The 14,669-nt window shown below is 72.4% G+C and carries 13 protein-coding genes; 11 read left to right on the top strand and 2 right to left on the bottom strand.

Annotated elements, in window-relative coordinates; all coding sequences use genetic code 11:
- The first annotated feature begins 126 nt into the window (after window positions 1-126).
- The 3 genes from ACGFN2_RS05010 to ACGFN2_RS05000 all read left to right on the top strand — a co-directional run bounded on the left by ACGFN2_RS05010 (window position 127) and on the right by ACGFN2_RS05000 (window position 4,490).
- The gene (locus ACGFN2_RS05010) at window positions 127-1,194 is read left to right on the top strand and encodes a RimK family alpha-L-glutamate ligase (protein ID WP_393357616.1); all 1,068 of its coding nucleotides are present in this window, start codon (window positions 127-129) and stop codon (window positions 1,192-1,194) included.
- The gene (locus ACGFN2_RS05005; protein ID WP_393357614.1) at window positions 1,191-2,099 is read left to right on the top strand and encodes a RimK family alpha-L-glutamate ligase; all 909 of its coding nucleotides are present in this window, start codon (window positions 1,191-1,193) and stop codon (window positions 2,097-2,099) included. Before ACGFN2_RS05010 ends, ACGFN2_RS05005 begins: the two co-directional genes overlap by 4 nt.
- 156 nt (window positions 2,100-2,255) lie before the next feature.
- Window positions 2,256-4,490, top strand: a complete 2,235-nt coding sequence (locus tag ACGFN2_RS05000; protein WP_393357612.1) for a germacradienol/geosmin synthase — start codon at window positions 2,256-2,258, stop codon at window positions 4,488-4,490.
- Window positions 4,491-4,665: 175 nt separating this feature from the next.
- Here ACGFN2_RS05000 and ACGFN2_RS04995 read toward each other — a convergent pair whose 3' ends face one another.
- Window positions 4,666-4,827 (bottom strand): hypothetical protein, encoded by a 162-nt coding sequence (locus ACGFN2_RS04995; protein ID WP_362603798.1) that lies wholly within the window; start codon window positions 4,825-4,827, stop codon window positions 4,666-4,668.
- Window positions 4,824-5,015, bottom strand: coding sequence for a hypothetical protein (locus ACGFN2_RS04990; RefSeq protein ID WP_393357610.1), 192 nt, complete (start codon window positions 5,013-5,015; stop codon window positions 4,824-4,826). The genes ACGFN2_RS04995 and ACGFN2_RS04990 overlap by 4 nt, the downstream gene beginning before the upstream one ends.
- Window positions 5,016-5,146: 131 nt before the next feature.
- Here ACGFN2_RS04990 and ACGFN2_RS04985 point away from each other — a divergent pair, with 131 nt between their 5' ends.
- The 8 genes from ACGFN2_RS04985 (at window position 5,147) to ACGFN2_RS04950 (ending at window position 14,655) form a co-directional block, all read left to right on the top strand.
- Window positions 5,147-5,983, top strand: a complete 837-nt coding sequence (locus ACGFN2_RS04985; RefSeq protein ID WP_393357608.1) for a Scr1 family TA system antitoxin-like transcriptional regulator — start codon at window positions 5,147-5,149, stop codon at window positions 5,981-5,983.
- Complete coding sequence (locus ACGFN2_RS04980; RefSeq protein ID WP_393357606.1) at window positions 5,980-6,174, top strand: DUF397 domain-containing protein; 195 nt, start codon at window positions 5,980-5,982, stop codon at window positions 6,172-6,174. Before ACGFN2_RS04985 ends, ACGFN2_RS04980 begins: the two co-directional genes overlap by 4 nt.
- Before the next feature lie 125 nt (window positions 6,175-6,299).
- The gene (locus ACGFN2_RS04975) at window positions 6,300-8,483 is read left to right on the top strand and encodes a UvrD-helicase domain-containing protein (protein ID WP_393357604.1); all 2,184 of its coding nucleotides are present in this window, start codon (window positions 6,300-6,302) and stop codon (window positions 8,481-8,483) included.
- 145 nt (window positions 8,484-8,628) lie between these two features.
- The gene (locus ACGFN2_RS04970; RefSeq protein WP_393357602.1) at window positions 8,629-9,447 is read left to right on the top strand and encodes a chitin-binding protein; all 819 of its coding nucleotides are present in this window, start codon (window positions 8,629-8,631) and stop codon (window positions 9,445-9,447) included.
- Between the two features lie 122 nt (window positions 9,448-9,569).
- Entirely contained in the window at window positions 9,570-10,262 is a 693-nt protein-coding gene (locus tag ACGFN2_RS04965) for a Crp/Fnr family transcriptional regulator (protein WP_393357600.1), read from the top strand.
- Window positions 10,263-10,439: 177 nt separating this feature from the next.
- A complete protein-coding gene (locus ACGFN2_RS04960) occupies window positions 10,440-11,426 on the top strand; it encodes a hypothetical protein (protein ID WP_393357598.1) in 987 nt (328 codons plus the stop codon).
- A complete protein-coding gene (locus tag ACGFN2_RS04955; protein WP_393357596.1) occupies window positions 11,423-13,693 on the top strand; it encodes a hypothetical protein in 2,271 nt (756 codons plus the stop codon). Before ACGFN2_RS04960 ends, ACGFN2_RS04955 begins: the two co-directional genes overlap by 4 nt.
- Entirely contained in the window at window positions 13,690-14,655 is a 966-nt protein-coding gene (locus tag ACGFN2_RS04950) for a hypothetical protein (protein WP_362603778.1), read from the top strand. Before ACGFN2_RS04955 ends, ACGFN2_RS04950 begins: the two co-directional genes overlap by 4 nt.
- The last annotated feature ends 14 nt before the right edge of the window (window positions 14,656-14,669 follow it).

Below are 14,669 nucleotides of genomic sequence, written 5' to 3'. Positions count from 1 at the left end.
CGCCGGTGGGCGGGGCGTGGCCGGGCGCGTGGGCCCTCCGCCCCCGGCGGGGGCCGCATGGAATCCTGGTGGGTCCAGGATCTGCCGGACGGACGGTGGACGTGCGGCGATGACGAGGGTGCCCCGATGAGACTCTGCTTCCTGGTGGAGGAGCAGTACCGCCATGACGGCATGCCGCTGGAGGTGGTCCGCCAACTCCGCTCCTGGGGCCACCGGGTGGACGTGGTGTGGCCGGGCCGCTCGCTGATCCGGATATCCGAGGCGATACGGGCGGGCAGCCACGACGCCTGGGTCCTGAAGACCGTCTCCGGCGGCCCGGGGCTGACGCTCCTGGAGGCGGCCGCTTCCGTCGGGCTGACCACGGTGAACGACGTCCGGGCCATCCGCGGCGTACGGGACAAGGCGCTGGCCGCGGTGATCGCCCGCAGCAAGGGGCTGCCGGTCCCCGTGACGTATGCGGCGGCGCGTCCCGAGGAGTTCGCGGAGGTCGCGGCGGCGGAGTTCCCGCTCGTGGTCAAGCCCGCCGACGGCAGTTCCGGGCGCGCCGTCCGGCTGGTGGCGACGCCGGACCGGCTGCGGGAGCCGGAGCGGCCGGGCGGCCCGGCGGGCGAGGACGGGGCGACCGGCGGGCTGCTGATCGCCCAGCCCTATGTGCCCAACTCCGGTACGGACCTGAAGGTCTACAGCGTCGCCGGTGAGCTGTACGCCACCGAGCGGCGCTCCCCGCTCCACCCCGCGCACGCGGTACGCGAACGGCAGGTGCCGCTGACGCCGGAGATCGCCCGGATCACCGCCGAGATCGGCGAGGTCTTCGGCCTCGACCTCTACGGAGTCGACATCCTGCTCGGCCCCGACGGCCCGGTGGTCGTCGACATCAACGACTTCCCCAGCTTCCGCCAGGTCCCGGACGCCGTCGCCCGGGTGTCCGCGGCGGTGCTGGACCTCGCCCGTAGGGGAGCGAGGGGGCGGGGGGCTTCCGTGGGGGAGGTGCCCGTACGGGAGGCCGTAGGGGGCGCCGTAGGGGAAGCCGTAGGGGGCCTCGTGCCGGAGGGCGTGGCGGCCGTGCCCGTCGCTCCGGCATCCCCGTCCAGCGCGCCGTCCGCGCCGTCCGCGCCCTCCGCGCCCTCCGTGCCGTCCGTTCCGTCCGTGCCCCGTCCCGTCCGGTCCGTGGCGCCGCTCGGGGGCGGCCGGTGAGGGTCTGTCTGGTCACCGCGGACCCCGGACACCCGCTGCTGGCCGCGGTCACCGGGCTGCTGACGCCGGAGCACCGGGTCGAGACGCTGGACCCGGGCGCCGCGGGGCCGGGCCCCGGCCTCTCCTCGCTCGCCGATGTCTATCTCCTCAAGGCGCGGACGCCCCGGGCGCTGGCGCTCGCCGCGCTCCTGGAGGAGCACGGCGCGCCGGTGCTCAACTCGGCGGCGGCGACCGCCCGGTGCCAGGACCGGGTGGCGATGGCCGAGGTGGCCCGCGCGGCCGGGCTGCCGTTCGCCGCGACCCGCGCCGTGGCCACCGTCGGGGAGCTGGCCGCGGCCGGTGCACCGGGCGGCCCGCTGGTGCTCAAGAGCCGGTTCAGCCGCCGCGGCGACCTGGTGGCCCGCGCCGACAGCGCCGTACGGCTGCGGGAACTGGCCGCCGACTGGGCCGAAGAGCCGGTGGTGGTCCAGGACTTCACCCCCAACAGCGGCTGGGACCACAAGCTGTGGGTGGTCGACGGGCAGCTCTTCGCCGCGCTGCGCCGCTCGGAGCTGGCCCCGGACGGCCGCGGCCCGACCCTGCCGCTGCCGTCCGCCGAACTGCCCGCGGCCTGGACCGCCGCGGCGCTCCGTGTCGGCGAGGTCTTCGGCCTGGACGTCTACGGGGTGGACGTCCTCGACGCCGGGGGCGGCGCGCCCCTCATCGTCGACATCAACGCCTTCCCCGGCATCCGCGGCCAGGCCGGTGCCCCGGAGGCGCTGGCCGCCCTCGCTCTGCGGACCGCGGCGAACGGCCGGACCGACGCCCGGACCGACGCCCGGACCGACGCCCGGACCAGCGCCCCGACCGACACCCGGACCAACATCCCCGGCGAAAGAAAAGTGCCACAAGTAAGCGAGAAATGAGCCCGCTTCGGGCCACTCCGGACCGAAGCGGAGGGGAGGCGGAAGCTCCTCCTCCAGAAGGCCTAAGGCGCCGACCCCGGGGGTAGCGCTGCCCCGTCAAGGGGGGCGTGGTTCAGGGCGCCTTCCTTCCGTACGTATGGGAAGAGGCCGGCACCGGTGACACAGCCATTTGAACTGCCCCACTTCTACACGCCCCATCCGGCGCGGTTGAACCCGCACCTGGAGACGGCGCGTACGCACTCCGGGAAGTGGGCCCGTGACATGGGGATGCTGGAGGGCTCGGGCATCTGGGAGCAGCGGGACCTCGACGCCCACGATTACGCGCTGCTGTGCTCCTACACCCACCCGGACTGCGACGCCGACGCGCTCTCCCTCGTCACCGACTGGTACGTCTGGGTCTTCTTCTTCGACGACCACTTCCTGGAGACGTTCAAGCGGACACTGGACCGCAAGGGCGGCAAGGCCTACCTCGACCGGCTGCCCGCCTTCATGCCGATGGATCTGGCCACGCCCCTCCCGGAGCCGGCCAACCCGGTCGAGGCCGGGCTCGCCGACCTGTGGAAGCGCACCGTGCCGCGGATGTCCCTGGACTGGCGGCGGCGGTTCGCCGAGAGCACCGAGCACCTGCTCAACGAGTCGCTGTGGGAACTGTCCAATATCGACATCCACCGGGTGCCCAACCCCGTCGAGTACATCGAGATGCGCCGCAAGGTCGGCGGCGCCCCCTGGTCGGCGGGCCTGGTGGAGTACGCGACCGGCGCCGAGGTACCCGCTTCCGTCGCCGCCTCCCGCCCGCTGCGGGTGCTGCGGGACACCTTCTCCGACGGCGTCCACCTGCGCAACGACCTCTTCTCCTACCAGCGGGAGACGGAGGAGGAGGGCGAGCTGAGCAACGGCGTCCTCGTACTGGAGACCTTCCTGGACTGCACCACCCAGGAGGCGGCGGACGCCGTCAACGATCTGATCACCTCCCGGCTCCAGCAGTTCGAGAACACCGTCCTCGCCGAACTCCCCGCCCTCTTCCTGGAGAAGGGGCTCGACCCGGAGTCCTGTGCCAAGGTGCTGGCCTACGCCAAGGGACTCCAGGACTGGCAGGCCGGCGGCCACGAGTGGCACCTGCGCTCCAGCCGCTACATGAACGGCGGCGGCACCGCGGCCGGCACCGCGCAGCCCTGGTCGCCGTTCGCCCTCGGTGGCCTCGGCACCTCGGCGGCGGACCTCACGACCGCGCCGGCCACGGCCGGTGCGCTCCGCCTCCGCAGCGGCACCCACGTCCCGCACCAGAAGACCGGACCCTCCCGACTCCCCGACTTCTTCATGCCGTTCACGACCACGCTCAGCCCGCACCTGGAGGGCGCCCGCAGCCGCGTCATCGCGTGGGCGCACCGGATGGGCCTCCTCCGCCCCCAGCCCGGTGTCCCGCTCTCCGACCTCTGGGACGAGCCCGCGATGATCCGGCACGACCTGGCGCTGTGCGCGGCCGGCATCCACCCGGACGCCACCCCGGAGCAACTGGACCTGACCGCCGCCTGGCTGGCCTGGGGCACCTACGCCGACGACTACTACCCTGCGGTCTTCGGCCGCACCCGCGACCTCGCCGCGGCCAAGGTGTGCACCGAGCGGCTGTCGGCCTGCATGCCGCTCGACGCCGCGACGCCCGTACCGGAGCCGGTCAACGCCCTCGAACGCGGCCTGGCCGACCTGTGGCGGCGTACGACGGTCGGTCTGGCACCCGAGGCGCGCGAGGCGTTCCGGGTCTCCGTCGACACCATGACGGCCAGCTGGCTCTGGGAGATCGGCAACCAGATCCAGCACCGCGTCCCCGACCCGGTCGACTACGTCGAGATGCGCCGGGCGACCTTCGGCGCCGACCTCACCATGAGCCTGAGCCGGCTCGCCCACGCCCGGCAGATCCCGCCGGAGATCTACCGCTCCGGCCCGCTGCGCGCACTGGAGAACGCCGCCGCCGACTACGCGGGCCTGATGAACGACGTCTTCTCCTACCAGAAGGAGATCGAGTACGAGGGCGAGGTCCACAACGGCATCCTGGTCGTCCAGACCTTCTTCGACTGCGACCAGCCGACCGCGCAGGCCATCGTCCACGACCTCATGACCTCGCGGATGCGCGAGTTCCAGCATGTCGCGGCCCACGAACTCCCCGTCGTCTGCGACGACTTCCAGCTCTCGCCGGAGGAGCGCGAGGCGCTGGACGGCTATGTCCGCGAGCTGGAGCACTGGATGGCCGGCATCCTCATCTGGCACCGCGACTGCCGCCGCTACCGGCCGTCCGATCTGCGCCACCCGGCAGGATCGCCGGGCCGCCTGGGCGCGCCGACCGGGCTGGGCACGTCGGCGGCCCGGCTCTTCCGGTCGGCCGTGCGGGCCGGGTAGCACCGGCACTCCGGGACGGGGCACGGCGGCAGGCCGGGACCGGGCGGGAGGTAGACCACCCCGGATTCCACATCCAGCGCTCCACCGTGCCTCGTCCACCACCCCTCGGGACTCGCCTCGTACGGCGTACCGGCGTAGGGCTCCGTGGCGGCCTTCTCCTCCGAGCCCGGGGGCCTCACGGCTCCCCTTTCCCCTCGGCCTTCCCCTCCGCCCGCACGTCGTCGTGCTCAGGATGCCGCCGCAGCAACACCCGGCAGTCGACGGCCCTCGACCGGTCACCGTCCCGCTCGGCCGCCGCCAGCTCGGCCCGCAAGATCTCGCACGTCGTGCACGTCACAGCGACCTCCCAAGGTGTCCGTGGCGCTGCCACCGCGCGTAGTCCTGGTGCATCCGCACACGAAGACGCGTGAGGGTCTCGCTGTCGCTGTCGCTGTCGCTGTCGCTGTCGCTGTCGCTGTCGCCGTCGTCGCCATCGGCCCGTTCGGGGCCCTCCGGGTCCGCGTCTTCCGGTAAGCCGACGTCCACCGATGCATCCTCTGGACCACTCAACGCCCGCTCCTCTCCGTAGTCATTCCACTACCAAGGGCGGCCAGAGTGACCTAGAGTCGGGAGCTACTCAACCTGTCGAAGGAGGGGGAAGCGTTGGTGAAAGCTCTGTGAACCGCAAGGAGTTGACGCCGGACAGCAGTCCGCAAGCAGCCTTCGGGGCGCGCCTGCGCAGCTCACGGGAAGCGCGCGGCTGGACGCAGGACGAACTCGCCGAGCTGATGGGGTATTCCAGTACGCACGTCTCGGCGGTCGAAACTGCACGGAAACCCCCTACTCTGCGTTTTTCGCGCAGTGCCGACCGGACCTTCGGCACCGAAGGCACCGTGGACACGTTCGAGCGTCAGTGGCGCGAGATCCGCCACGGCAGCCTGTTGGAGGGATTCCCGGAGTACGTCAGCCACGAGGGCCGTGCGGCGGAGATCCGGCTGTATGAGGTGGGCATCATTCCTGGTCTGCTCCAGACCCCGGAGTACGCGTCGGTGCTCGCGGGGAGTCATGTCAGGCGCGGAGCCATCACGCCAGAACAGGCGGACGAACGGGTGTCGCTCGTAGCGGAACGGCAGGCGGCGTTGGTCCGTACGCCCCCGCCGCTGGTCTTCGCGGTGCTCGACGAAAGCTGCATCAGGCGTCCCATCGGCGGAAAAGCCGTCATGGAGGCACAGTTGGCGCGATTGCTTGAGTTCGCCGAGCTGCCGAACACTGTGGTTCATGTCGCCCCGTTCGAGATGGGGGAGCGGCGACCGTTCCACCTGCCGATCACGGTGCTGACGCTGCCGGACCGCTCGCTCATGTCCTACGCCGAGTCGGCCCAACGGGGCCATCTTGAGCGGGAAAGTAGCTCGGTGTTGCCGATACTGACGGCCTACCATCAGCTACAGGCCGATGCCCCTTCCCAAGCGGCGTCCGTGACCATGATCAATGACTTACGAAAGGGCATCTCGTGACCGAATCCCTCCGCTGGTTCAAGTCCTCGTACAGCGACAACGGCGGGCAGTGCATCGAGTGGGCGCCTGAGCATGCGGCGTCCACCGGTGAGTTCCTGGTCCGTGACAGCAAGGACCCGAACGGCCCGCATCTGGCCCTGTCGCGTCAGGGGTTCGCCGGGCTCGTGGAGTTCGCCAAGTCCCACGCGTAACCCGCCTCACCGCGGACCTCCGCGCCATGCGCCCGTGCCCCTCCCGTGCGCACTTCCGTGTCATGTGACCTCGGCCTAGGGTTCTTGGCCCATGCCTACGGGGGCGAGCGGTGAGGGGGCGGACGATGGCGGCAGGGAGTGCGGCGGGCAGGTCGGCCGGGGCTTCGGCGGCGCGGCGGGCGCAGCAGGCCCGTCGGCAGGAGCGCCTGTTACGGGAGCAGTGGCAGGCCGCCCGGCAGCGGGCCGAGCGCTGGGAGGCGGCGGGCGAGGGGGAGCGGCGGGTCGCCGCCCAGCTGCTGATGCTGACCGAGCGGGGCTGGCGGCTGCTCGTGGACCGGCGCTGGCCGGGCACCCGCGCCGCCAACGTGGACATGCTGCTGATCGGCCCCGGCGGGGTCTTCGTCATCGACGTCAAGAACTGGCGGGCCGCGCCGGAGACCTCCGGCGGCCGGCTGCGGGCCGGGGGCTTCTCCCGCGACGAGCACCGCCGCAAGCTGCTGGCGGTCACCAAGGCCGCGGAGGGCGCGGTGGCGTCGCTGGGCATGTCGCCGGTGGCGGTGCGGCCGCTGCTGGCCTTCGCGGGGCACCGGGTCGACGCGGAGCTGGGCCGGGTGCGGCTGCTGGGGGAGCGCGAGATAGGCCCGGCGCTGCTGTCGGAGCGCACCCGGCTGTCGGCGCAGTCCGTCCGCGCCCTCGCCGAGCACCTGGAGCGGGCCTTCCCGGAGTACGAGACCCCGCCGGCGGCCGAGGTCCCGCCCAGCGAAGGCAGCGCGTCCGTCGGCAGCGCGTCCGTCGGTACCGCGTCCGTCGGCAGCGCGTCCGCGGCCTCCCGTCCGGAGGCCGGCGGGGCGGACGGGGCCGACGGCCTCTTCGATCTCGACGGGCTGCGGGAGGCCGCGCTCGACGAGGCGCGCCGGGCCCCCATCGAGCAGTGGATGACCTTCCTCGACCCCGACCAGCTCGCGCTCGTACGGCGCAACTGGGCCGGTCCGGCCCGGATCAGCGGCCCGGCCGGCACCGGTAAGACGGTCATCGCCCTGCACCGCGCCGCCTACCTGGCCCAGCGCACCAACAGCCGCGTCCTGTACGTCACGTTCGCCAACAACCTGCCGCGCGTCCAGGCCACCTTCCTGAAGATCATGGCCCCGGCGGTGGCCGACCGGGTCGACTTCCGCAGCCTGCACTCCTGGGCGCAGGAGTATCTGCGCGACCGCGGCGTCCCGGTCCACCTGCACGGGGAGAAGGCGGAGACGGCCTTCAGCCTCGCCTGGAAGCACGTCGGCCGGAACAGCTGTCTGACCGAGATCGATCCGCAGCACCCGTACTGGCGGGAAGAGATCGACTACGTCATCAAGGGCCGCGGCCTCACCACCTTCGAGGAGTACGCCGCGCTCCCGCGCCGTCGCCGCCGCGCGGGTCTGCGCCGCCCGCACCGCCAGGCCGTCTGGTCCCTCTACGAGGCGTACGAGGCGCAGCGCACCGAGCGCGCCGTCCACGACTTCAACGACGTGCTCTCCCTCGCGCTCGCCGAGGCGGCCGGCCGCACCGGCCACAGCGCCTACACCGCCGTCGTCGTGGACGAGGTCCAGGACCTGACCCTCGTCGGCCTGCGTCTGCTGCATGCCCTGGTGGGCGACGCCCCCAACGGCCTCCTCCTGGTCGGCGACGGTCAACAGGCCGTCTACCCGGGCGGGTTCCGGCTCTCGGACGCCGGTATCGACATCCGCGGCGACCGCGGCCAGGTGCTGTGCGCCAACTACCGCAACAGCAAGGAGATCGTGGACACCGCGCTCGCCGTGGTGGCCGACGACTCCTTCGAGGACCTCGACGGGCTGCGCACCCCGGGGCGGCGGGACATCGATCTGACCTACCACGACGGCGAGGTGCAGCGCGCCGTCCTGCCCACCCCCGACGCGCACGACGAGGCGCTGCTGACCGTGCTGCGCGGCCTGACCCCGCAGGAGCTGGCCGGCTCCGCCGTCCTGTGCCCCTCGAAGCGCGCCATCGAGCACTACCAGCGCCTCCTCACCCGGGCAGGCCTGCCGGTCTGCCTGCTGGACCGCTACGACGGGCAACCGGTCGAGGCCGTCAAACTCGGCAGCTACCGCCGTGCCAAGGGCCTGGAGTTCAAGCGCGTCTATCTGCCGCGGCACGACGCCCATCTGCCCATGGGCGCCCCGGACGGACGCGCCCCCGCGGAAACCGCCCACGAGCGCGCGGAACTGGCCCGCAGTCAGCTCTACGTCGCCATGACCCGGGCCCGCGACGTCCTCTGGCTGGGCAGCGTCCGGCCGCCCCGGGAGGACTGACTCGGCGTAGGGAATGTCCTGCTGCATGGTGAATATCCGATGAGACCGGAATATCCCGTGAGGCGGTCGGGAACCCCACATGGCGACCTTTCGTATGGGCCTGACCTGGACCGGCCCGCCGCCATGGCTGACAGGAGTTCCGACTGTGCGACGCAAGACCGCTTTCCTTGGGGCGCTGGCTCTCACCGGGGGGCTCGTCGCGTTCGCTCCCTCCGGCGCGCATGCCGTCACCGGCGTCATCACGTACCACACCCGGCCCGAGAACCGGCCGCACGAGATCCTCGACCCCGGCGACGACCACTGCTACGGAGTGGGGGACGGCTACGGCGAGGTGGACAACGACACCCCCACCGACCTCGTCCTCTACAACGGCCGTGACTGCACCGGCTCCGTGGTGACCGTCGTGCCCGCCCGTGGCTGGCGCACCGCGAAGTTCGGCAGCCTCCAGCTGAGCGCGAACGGCCCCCGGGAACCCGTCCCCTCCGCCGACGAGGACCGCCGTGACGATCAGGACCGCGGCGAGGACCAGGACCGCCGCGACGACCAGGACCGTCGTGACGATCAGGACCGTCGTGACGATCAGGACCGTGGTGACGACCAGGATCGTCGCGACGACCAGGACCGTTCGGACAGCCCGGACCGTTCCGACGGTCAGGACACCTCCGACGGTCAGGACAGCTCCGACCGGCAGGACAGCTCCGACCGCCCGGACCGCGCGGATGACTCGGATGCCTCCGACACCCCGGGCCGTGCCGACGAAGCCGGCACCCGGGACACCACGGGCAGCGCCGACCCGTCCGACAGCCTGGATCACTCCGACTACCCGGAGACCCCACAGGACACGAACGGCACGGAGCGCCGGGACCGGCCCGCGAGCCCGGCGAGCGCGCACCCCCTGGACCCGGTGAACGCGGGAAACCCGGGACGCCCGGGACGGCAGGGGCGCCCGGTCCGCGCGGGCTGAGGCGCGGCTGAGGGGGGCTAGGAGGCCAGGAGGCTGAGGTGGGACGGGAGCCGGCCGGGGGCCGGCTCCCGTCCCACCGCCTTCCGCCGACACGGCGGGAGGACTTCTTCTAGGCTCGGCACATGGGTGAGCGCGAAGGGGGAGCGCCGGTCGCGGCAGGCCGGACACTGCGGCACTTCGTGGGCGACACGGTCTGGCGGCACCTCCTGGACCAGGCCTACGAACGCCGCCACCCGGCCGGAACCATGATGCTCCGTCAGGGCGAGCCCGGGACGCATGTACTGGCCGTGCTGAGCGGCGTCGCCAAGGTCCTCCGGCGCGAGCGGAACGGGGACCTCACCCTGCTGGCGTTCCGGGGGCCGGGGGAGTTGCTGGGCGAGGTCGCGGTGCTGGACGACGACGTACGGTCGGCGAGCGTGGAGACGATCTCGGCGTGCACCGTGGGGGTCGTCGGCAAGGCGGAGTTCCTGCGGTTCGTCGCGGACCACGACCTGTTCCCGGTGCTGGTGCGGTACGCCTTCACCAGGATGCGGGAGTCGGACGAAGCCCGCGGCGGTGGTGACACCCTGACCCGGCTGGCGGCCACCCTGGTGGGGCTCGCCGATATCGCCGGGCAGACGGGCGGCCGCCCCGCCGAGCCGCTGGAGCTGGCGCTCACCCGTCATGAACTGGCCCAGTACCTGGGTATTTCCCGTAACACGATCTCGTCGACGCTCGCCGAGCTGGAGTCCTGCGAGGTGCGGACTGGACGGAAAAGCATCGTCCTCGGCGATCTGACCGCCCTGCGCCGGATGGCCGCCGCTCCCGGCAGCTGACGTCCCGTCTGGTGTGGTGCGCGTCACGCCGTCACTGCACTGCGGGTGCACACCGGGCAACCGTTGCTCGCGAGACTCGTGTCCGGAGCTGAACGACGGATTCAGCCCCGGTTCATGACGGCCCGTCGCCCGGCCATGAACCCGGTGAAGACCGCACGGGAAAGCCAAGGAGTTCCGATGTCATCGTCCCGCCCGGACCTGCCCGAAGCCAGCGCCCAGCCCTACTCCCGCAGCCGTTCGCTGCCGCCCTACCGGGGCATCGTGGCGGTCGATGCCAAGGACTTCACCGGATATCCGGCCATCGAGCACGGTGCGATCAGCCGGGCCATTCCGCGGCTTCTCCAGACCTCGTTCGAGCGGGCCGGCATCGCCGAGGTCTGGGCGGAGCGGCGGTTCCCCGACTCCACCGGCGACGGGTATGTCTTCGGGTTCGACCCGGCGAGGATGCCGTTCGTCATCCACCCCTGGCTGAGCACCCTCCAGGACGTGCTGACCGAGTTCCATCTGCACTCCACGGGCGCGGTGCGCATCCGGCTCAGGGTGAGCCTGCACATCGGGCCGCTGCCCGACGCGGGGCAGGAGTACGACGGCAACGGCACCCCGCGGAACGATACCCACCGACTGCTCGACTCCCGCCCGGTCAAGGCCATGCTGGCCGCCTCCAGCGCCAACATCACCCAGGTCGCAGCCATCCTCTCCGACCGCTGCTACCAGGACGCGGTGGTGAGCGGCTACACCGGGCGGCACCCCGACCACTTCCTCCAGGTACCGGCCACCGTCGAGGGCAAGCAGTTCGACCAGGCGGCCTGGCTGTATGTCCCGGCGCCGTCGGGCAATCTCTACGACCGCCGCATCCTCGGGGACCGGGTGGTCGAGGACCACGAGTCCGGGCGCGGCGAACCCGCGGAGGATTCCCGGGGCGCCGCGCGCCGGGCCGCCGCCCCGCAGGTCCGGAACCGGGCCGACCGCGGGAACATCAACAGCGGGACCGTGTATGGCGGTCAGAGCGTTCAGAACGTCGAGACCGGGGGCGACTACATCGGCGGCGACTACGTCGGTGGCGACCGCTTCGGTGGGGACTACGTCGGCGGCAACAAGGCCGGCACGGTGCACGGCAACCAGGGCGACACGGTCCATGGCGACAAGCACGAGGGCCGCCGATGAGCGCCGAGGAAGCGCGTCGGGACAACCCGCAGCAGAGCGAGGGGGCGTCTCGCGAGGAACCGGAACCGCAGGCAGCGGCCGGGGAGCCGCCGGAGGGCGACATCGGCTTCGCGGACCTGGACGACGGGGACTTCGACGAGGCGGCGGTGGAGTACGCGCTCCACGGCGGGGAGTCCAGCGGTCTGCCGTTCGGGCGTCAGCCGTACCCGGTGATCGTCGCCCCGCACGCCAACATCAACACCGGCTCCGTGCACGGCGGCCAGCGGGTGGAGAACCGTGGCGGCGCCACCGGAAGCGGTACCGGCGGGCGGCGGGTCGAGGCGCACGAGGGGCCCATCTCGGCGGTCGAGATCCTCGACGCCAAGGCCGGGTTCGCGGAGCCCGACTGGTTCCCCACGGCCCTCGCCGAACTCGACAGCCGGCTGCTCTTCCTCACCGGCGAGCCCGGTACCGGCCGCCGCACCGCGGCGCTCAACCTGCTGCACCGGCACAGCGGCGGCAGCATGAGCCTGCGGGCGGTCGACGGCGATATGAACCTCGCCTCCTGGCGCCCCAGGCACCGTGACACCCGCGGCTATCTGGTGGACGGGCTGCTTCCCGAGTACCCCCTGAAGCCGGGGATGGTCCGCCATCTCCAGAGCCTGCTGAGCACGGCCGACGCCCGCATGGTGGTGGTGCTGCCGGACGCCCCGGAGCTGGTCCGGCGCCTGTCGCGGGAGCTTCATGTCACCCCCGTCCGGTGTACGCCGCCGGCCGCGCGGGCGGTGTTCGACGCCCGCTTCGCGGACGCGGTGCCGGACCCGTCGGAGCGCGCCCGGCGGCTGGGCCTGCTGGCGCCCAGCCTGCTGGACGAGCTGCTCGCCCCGGAGCTGGTGCCGGCCCAGGTGGCCGAGCTGGTAGGCGCGGTGGCCACAGCGGGGGACGGCGGGCCGGACCTCGCCGACATCCAGAAGAGGCTGAGCTTCCTCGCGGAGGGTGAGGTGCCGGACCTGCTCGCCCAGTTGCGGGACGACGCCGACGGGCTCGCCTTCCTCCTCGCGACCTGCGTGTTCGAGGGACTGGACCACCGGATCGTGCGGGAGGAGGCGGAACGGCTGCTGCGCCTGGCGGACGGGCGGCTCAGTTCCGTACTGCCCGAGGGCGCCGACCGCTCCGACGAGGACGGGCGGCGGGACCAGGAACGGAAGCCGCGGCCCAATCCGCAGTTCGTCTTCCGGCGATCGCTGGACGAACTCCTGTGGAGTGTCCGGGCAGAGCGCCGCCCCCGGGAGATCCGCTCCAACTCCGGCTACACCTATGCCGTGGAGGCGGTGCGCTTCACCCGTCACCGGCAGGCGGAGGCCGTGCTGCGGCATGTCTGGCGGGAGTACGGACACCTCTCCGGTCTGCTGACCGAGTGGATGGCGGACCTCAAGAACGAGCACGAGCTGACCGAACCGGTCGGCCGGGTGATGGGCCGGGCCGCCGGCTGGGGCGGGGGTCGCCGGGCTCTCGAACACATCGGCACCCTCGCCAGGTCTTCGCGCCGGAGCAGCCGCGCCATCGCCGCGTACGCGCTGGGCATGGCGGCCGGCGATCCCGTCCTGGCCCGCGAGGTCAAATACCGCCTCAGCCGGTGGAGCGCGCAGCAGAGCTGGCAGGTGCGCTCCACCGTCGCCTACGCCTGCGGTGCGGACTTCGGTGCCTCCCGTCCCGAGGTGGCCATGCGGCTGTTGCGGAATGTGCCCGGGGGCCGGGGTGACGAGCACGAGCACACCGTGGACCGGGCGGTCAGCGACGCGCTGGGCGATCTGTTCGCCTCCGGCAGCCAGGCCACGGTCTTCCGGCATCTGGCGGAATGGGCGGACGGCGAGGGAGCCTCGGCCGACATCGCGCTCTGGACGTTCCCGCAACTGCTCCAGAACACCTCGTGGTGCCCGGAGCAGGTGGCCGACGACGGTGAATACGCGGCGCAGATCATCGCCCTCGTCCACCGGACACTCAACGACGAGTTGCGCTTCGCGACGACCTGCAACGCGGTGCTCTGGTGGTGCCGGATGGCCACGTGGGGCGACCTGCCGCGGACGGCCGTGGAGACCCTGCTCAGTGCGCTCGCGGCGGACTTCCGGCACGGGGTGCTCCGCCTCTTCGTCGTGATCGACCGGGCCGATGTCCCCGATCTCGCCGGACTCGACATCGTGCGGGACGCCCTGCACACCTGGCGGAACGGCGAGCAGCCACGGCAGCCGGTGAACGGCAGCACCCACCCGAACGGGAGTACGTCATGACGACCGACAGCAACCAGCCCGTCTACGCCCCCGCCGCACAGGCCCCTTGGCGGGAGATCCTGCGGCACCGCTGGTCCGGCCGCCTGGACCGGGCCCTGGTGCTGCGGGAGTACAGCGGCGCCTACCGGGTCCTGGGCTCCCGGAAGCGGGTACCGCTCGGGACGGTGGACGAGACGGCCGCGCCGGCGTCGTCCGCGCCCAGGCTGCTGGGCGGCTACGACAGCGCCTTCCACGTCCAGCTTCACGAGCAGTCGGGGACCCGGAGCGTGGCACTGCCCACCGCCTACGGCACGGAGTCGGTGGACCTCCGGGTGCTGTGGTGGGTGCACGACCCGGTGGAGGTGGTGCGCTCGCGGACCGCGGACGGCTGGGACGCGGTCCGCAAGGAGCTGGACCGGCGGCTGCGTCACCTGGAGGACGCCCACGCGGCCGACGGGCAGGCCCTCGGCGCGCCCGAGATCATGCAGGATCTGGCCGCACCGCAGGAGCTGGACGGCTTTGGCCTCACGTACCGCGTGACGGACATCAGCGGGCAGGAAGCGGAGGGCGAGCTGCGGCTCGGCCAGCCCGGCGGGCCCGGACTGCCGTACTCCTGGACCGCCAACCGGCGTGAGGAGTTCCAGTTCTGTGAGCAGGCCGTGCGCAACGGCCCGGTGTCGCTGGCGGCGCTCTGGCTGGTCCGGCACCCCGACCAGGTCGGCCAGGTGCTGGACTGGACGGTGAACCACCGCGGTCTGCTCAAGGAGGAGACCACCTGGCAGGACGAAATGGCCGGACTGCTCGGCGAGTTGACGGAGCAGGAGCGGCAGGAACTCTCCGGGCTGCTGCGGGACCGCCTCGCCGGACTGGGACGCCGGGTGCCCGGACCGTCGGCGTCGCAGGAAGCACCGGCGGACAAGGGGCCCAGGGGCCCGGGGGTGAACGGCCACCGGCGCGGGACGCCGAAGGAGTGGTCGGTGTGAGGCGCGCGGCCGTC

It is taken from the genome of Streptomyces sp. NPDC048612 (assembly GCF_043199295.1).
GTDB lineage: Bacteria > Actinomycetota > Actinomycetes > Streptomycetales > Streptomycetaceae > Streptomyces.
The sequence above is the reverse complement of the archived record's forward strand: the minus strand, read 5'-3'. Positions and strand labels throughout refer to the sequence as shown.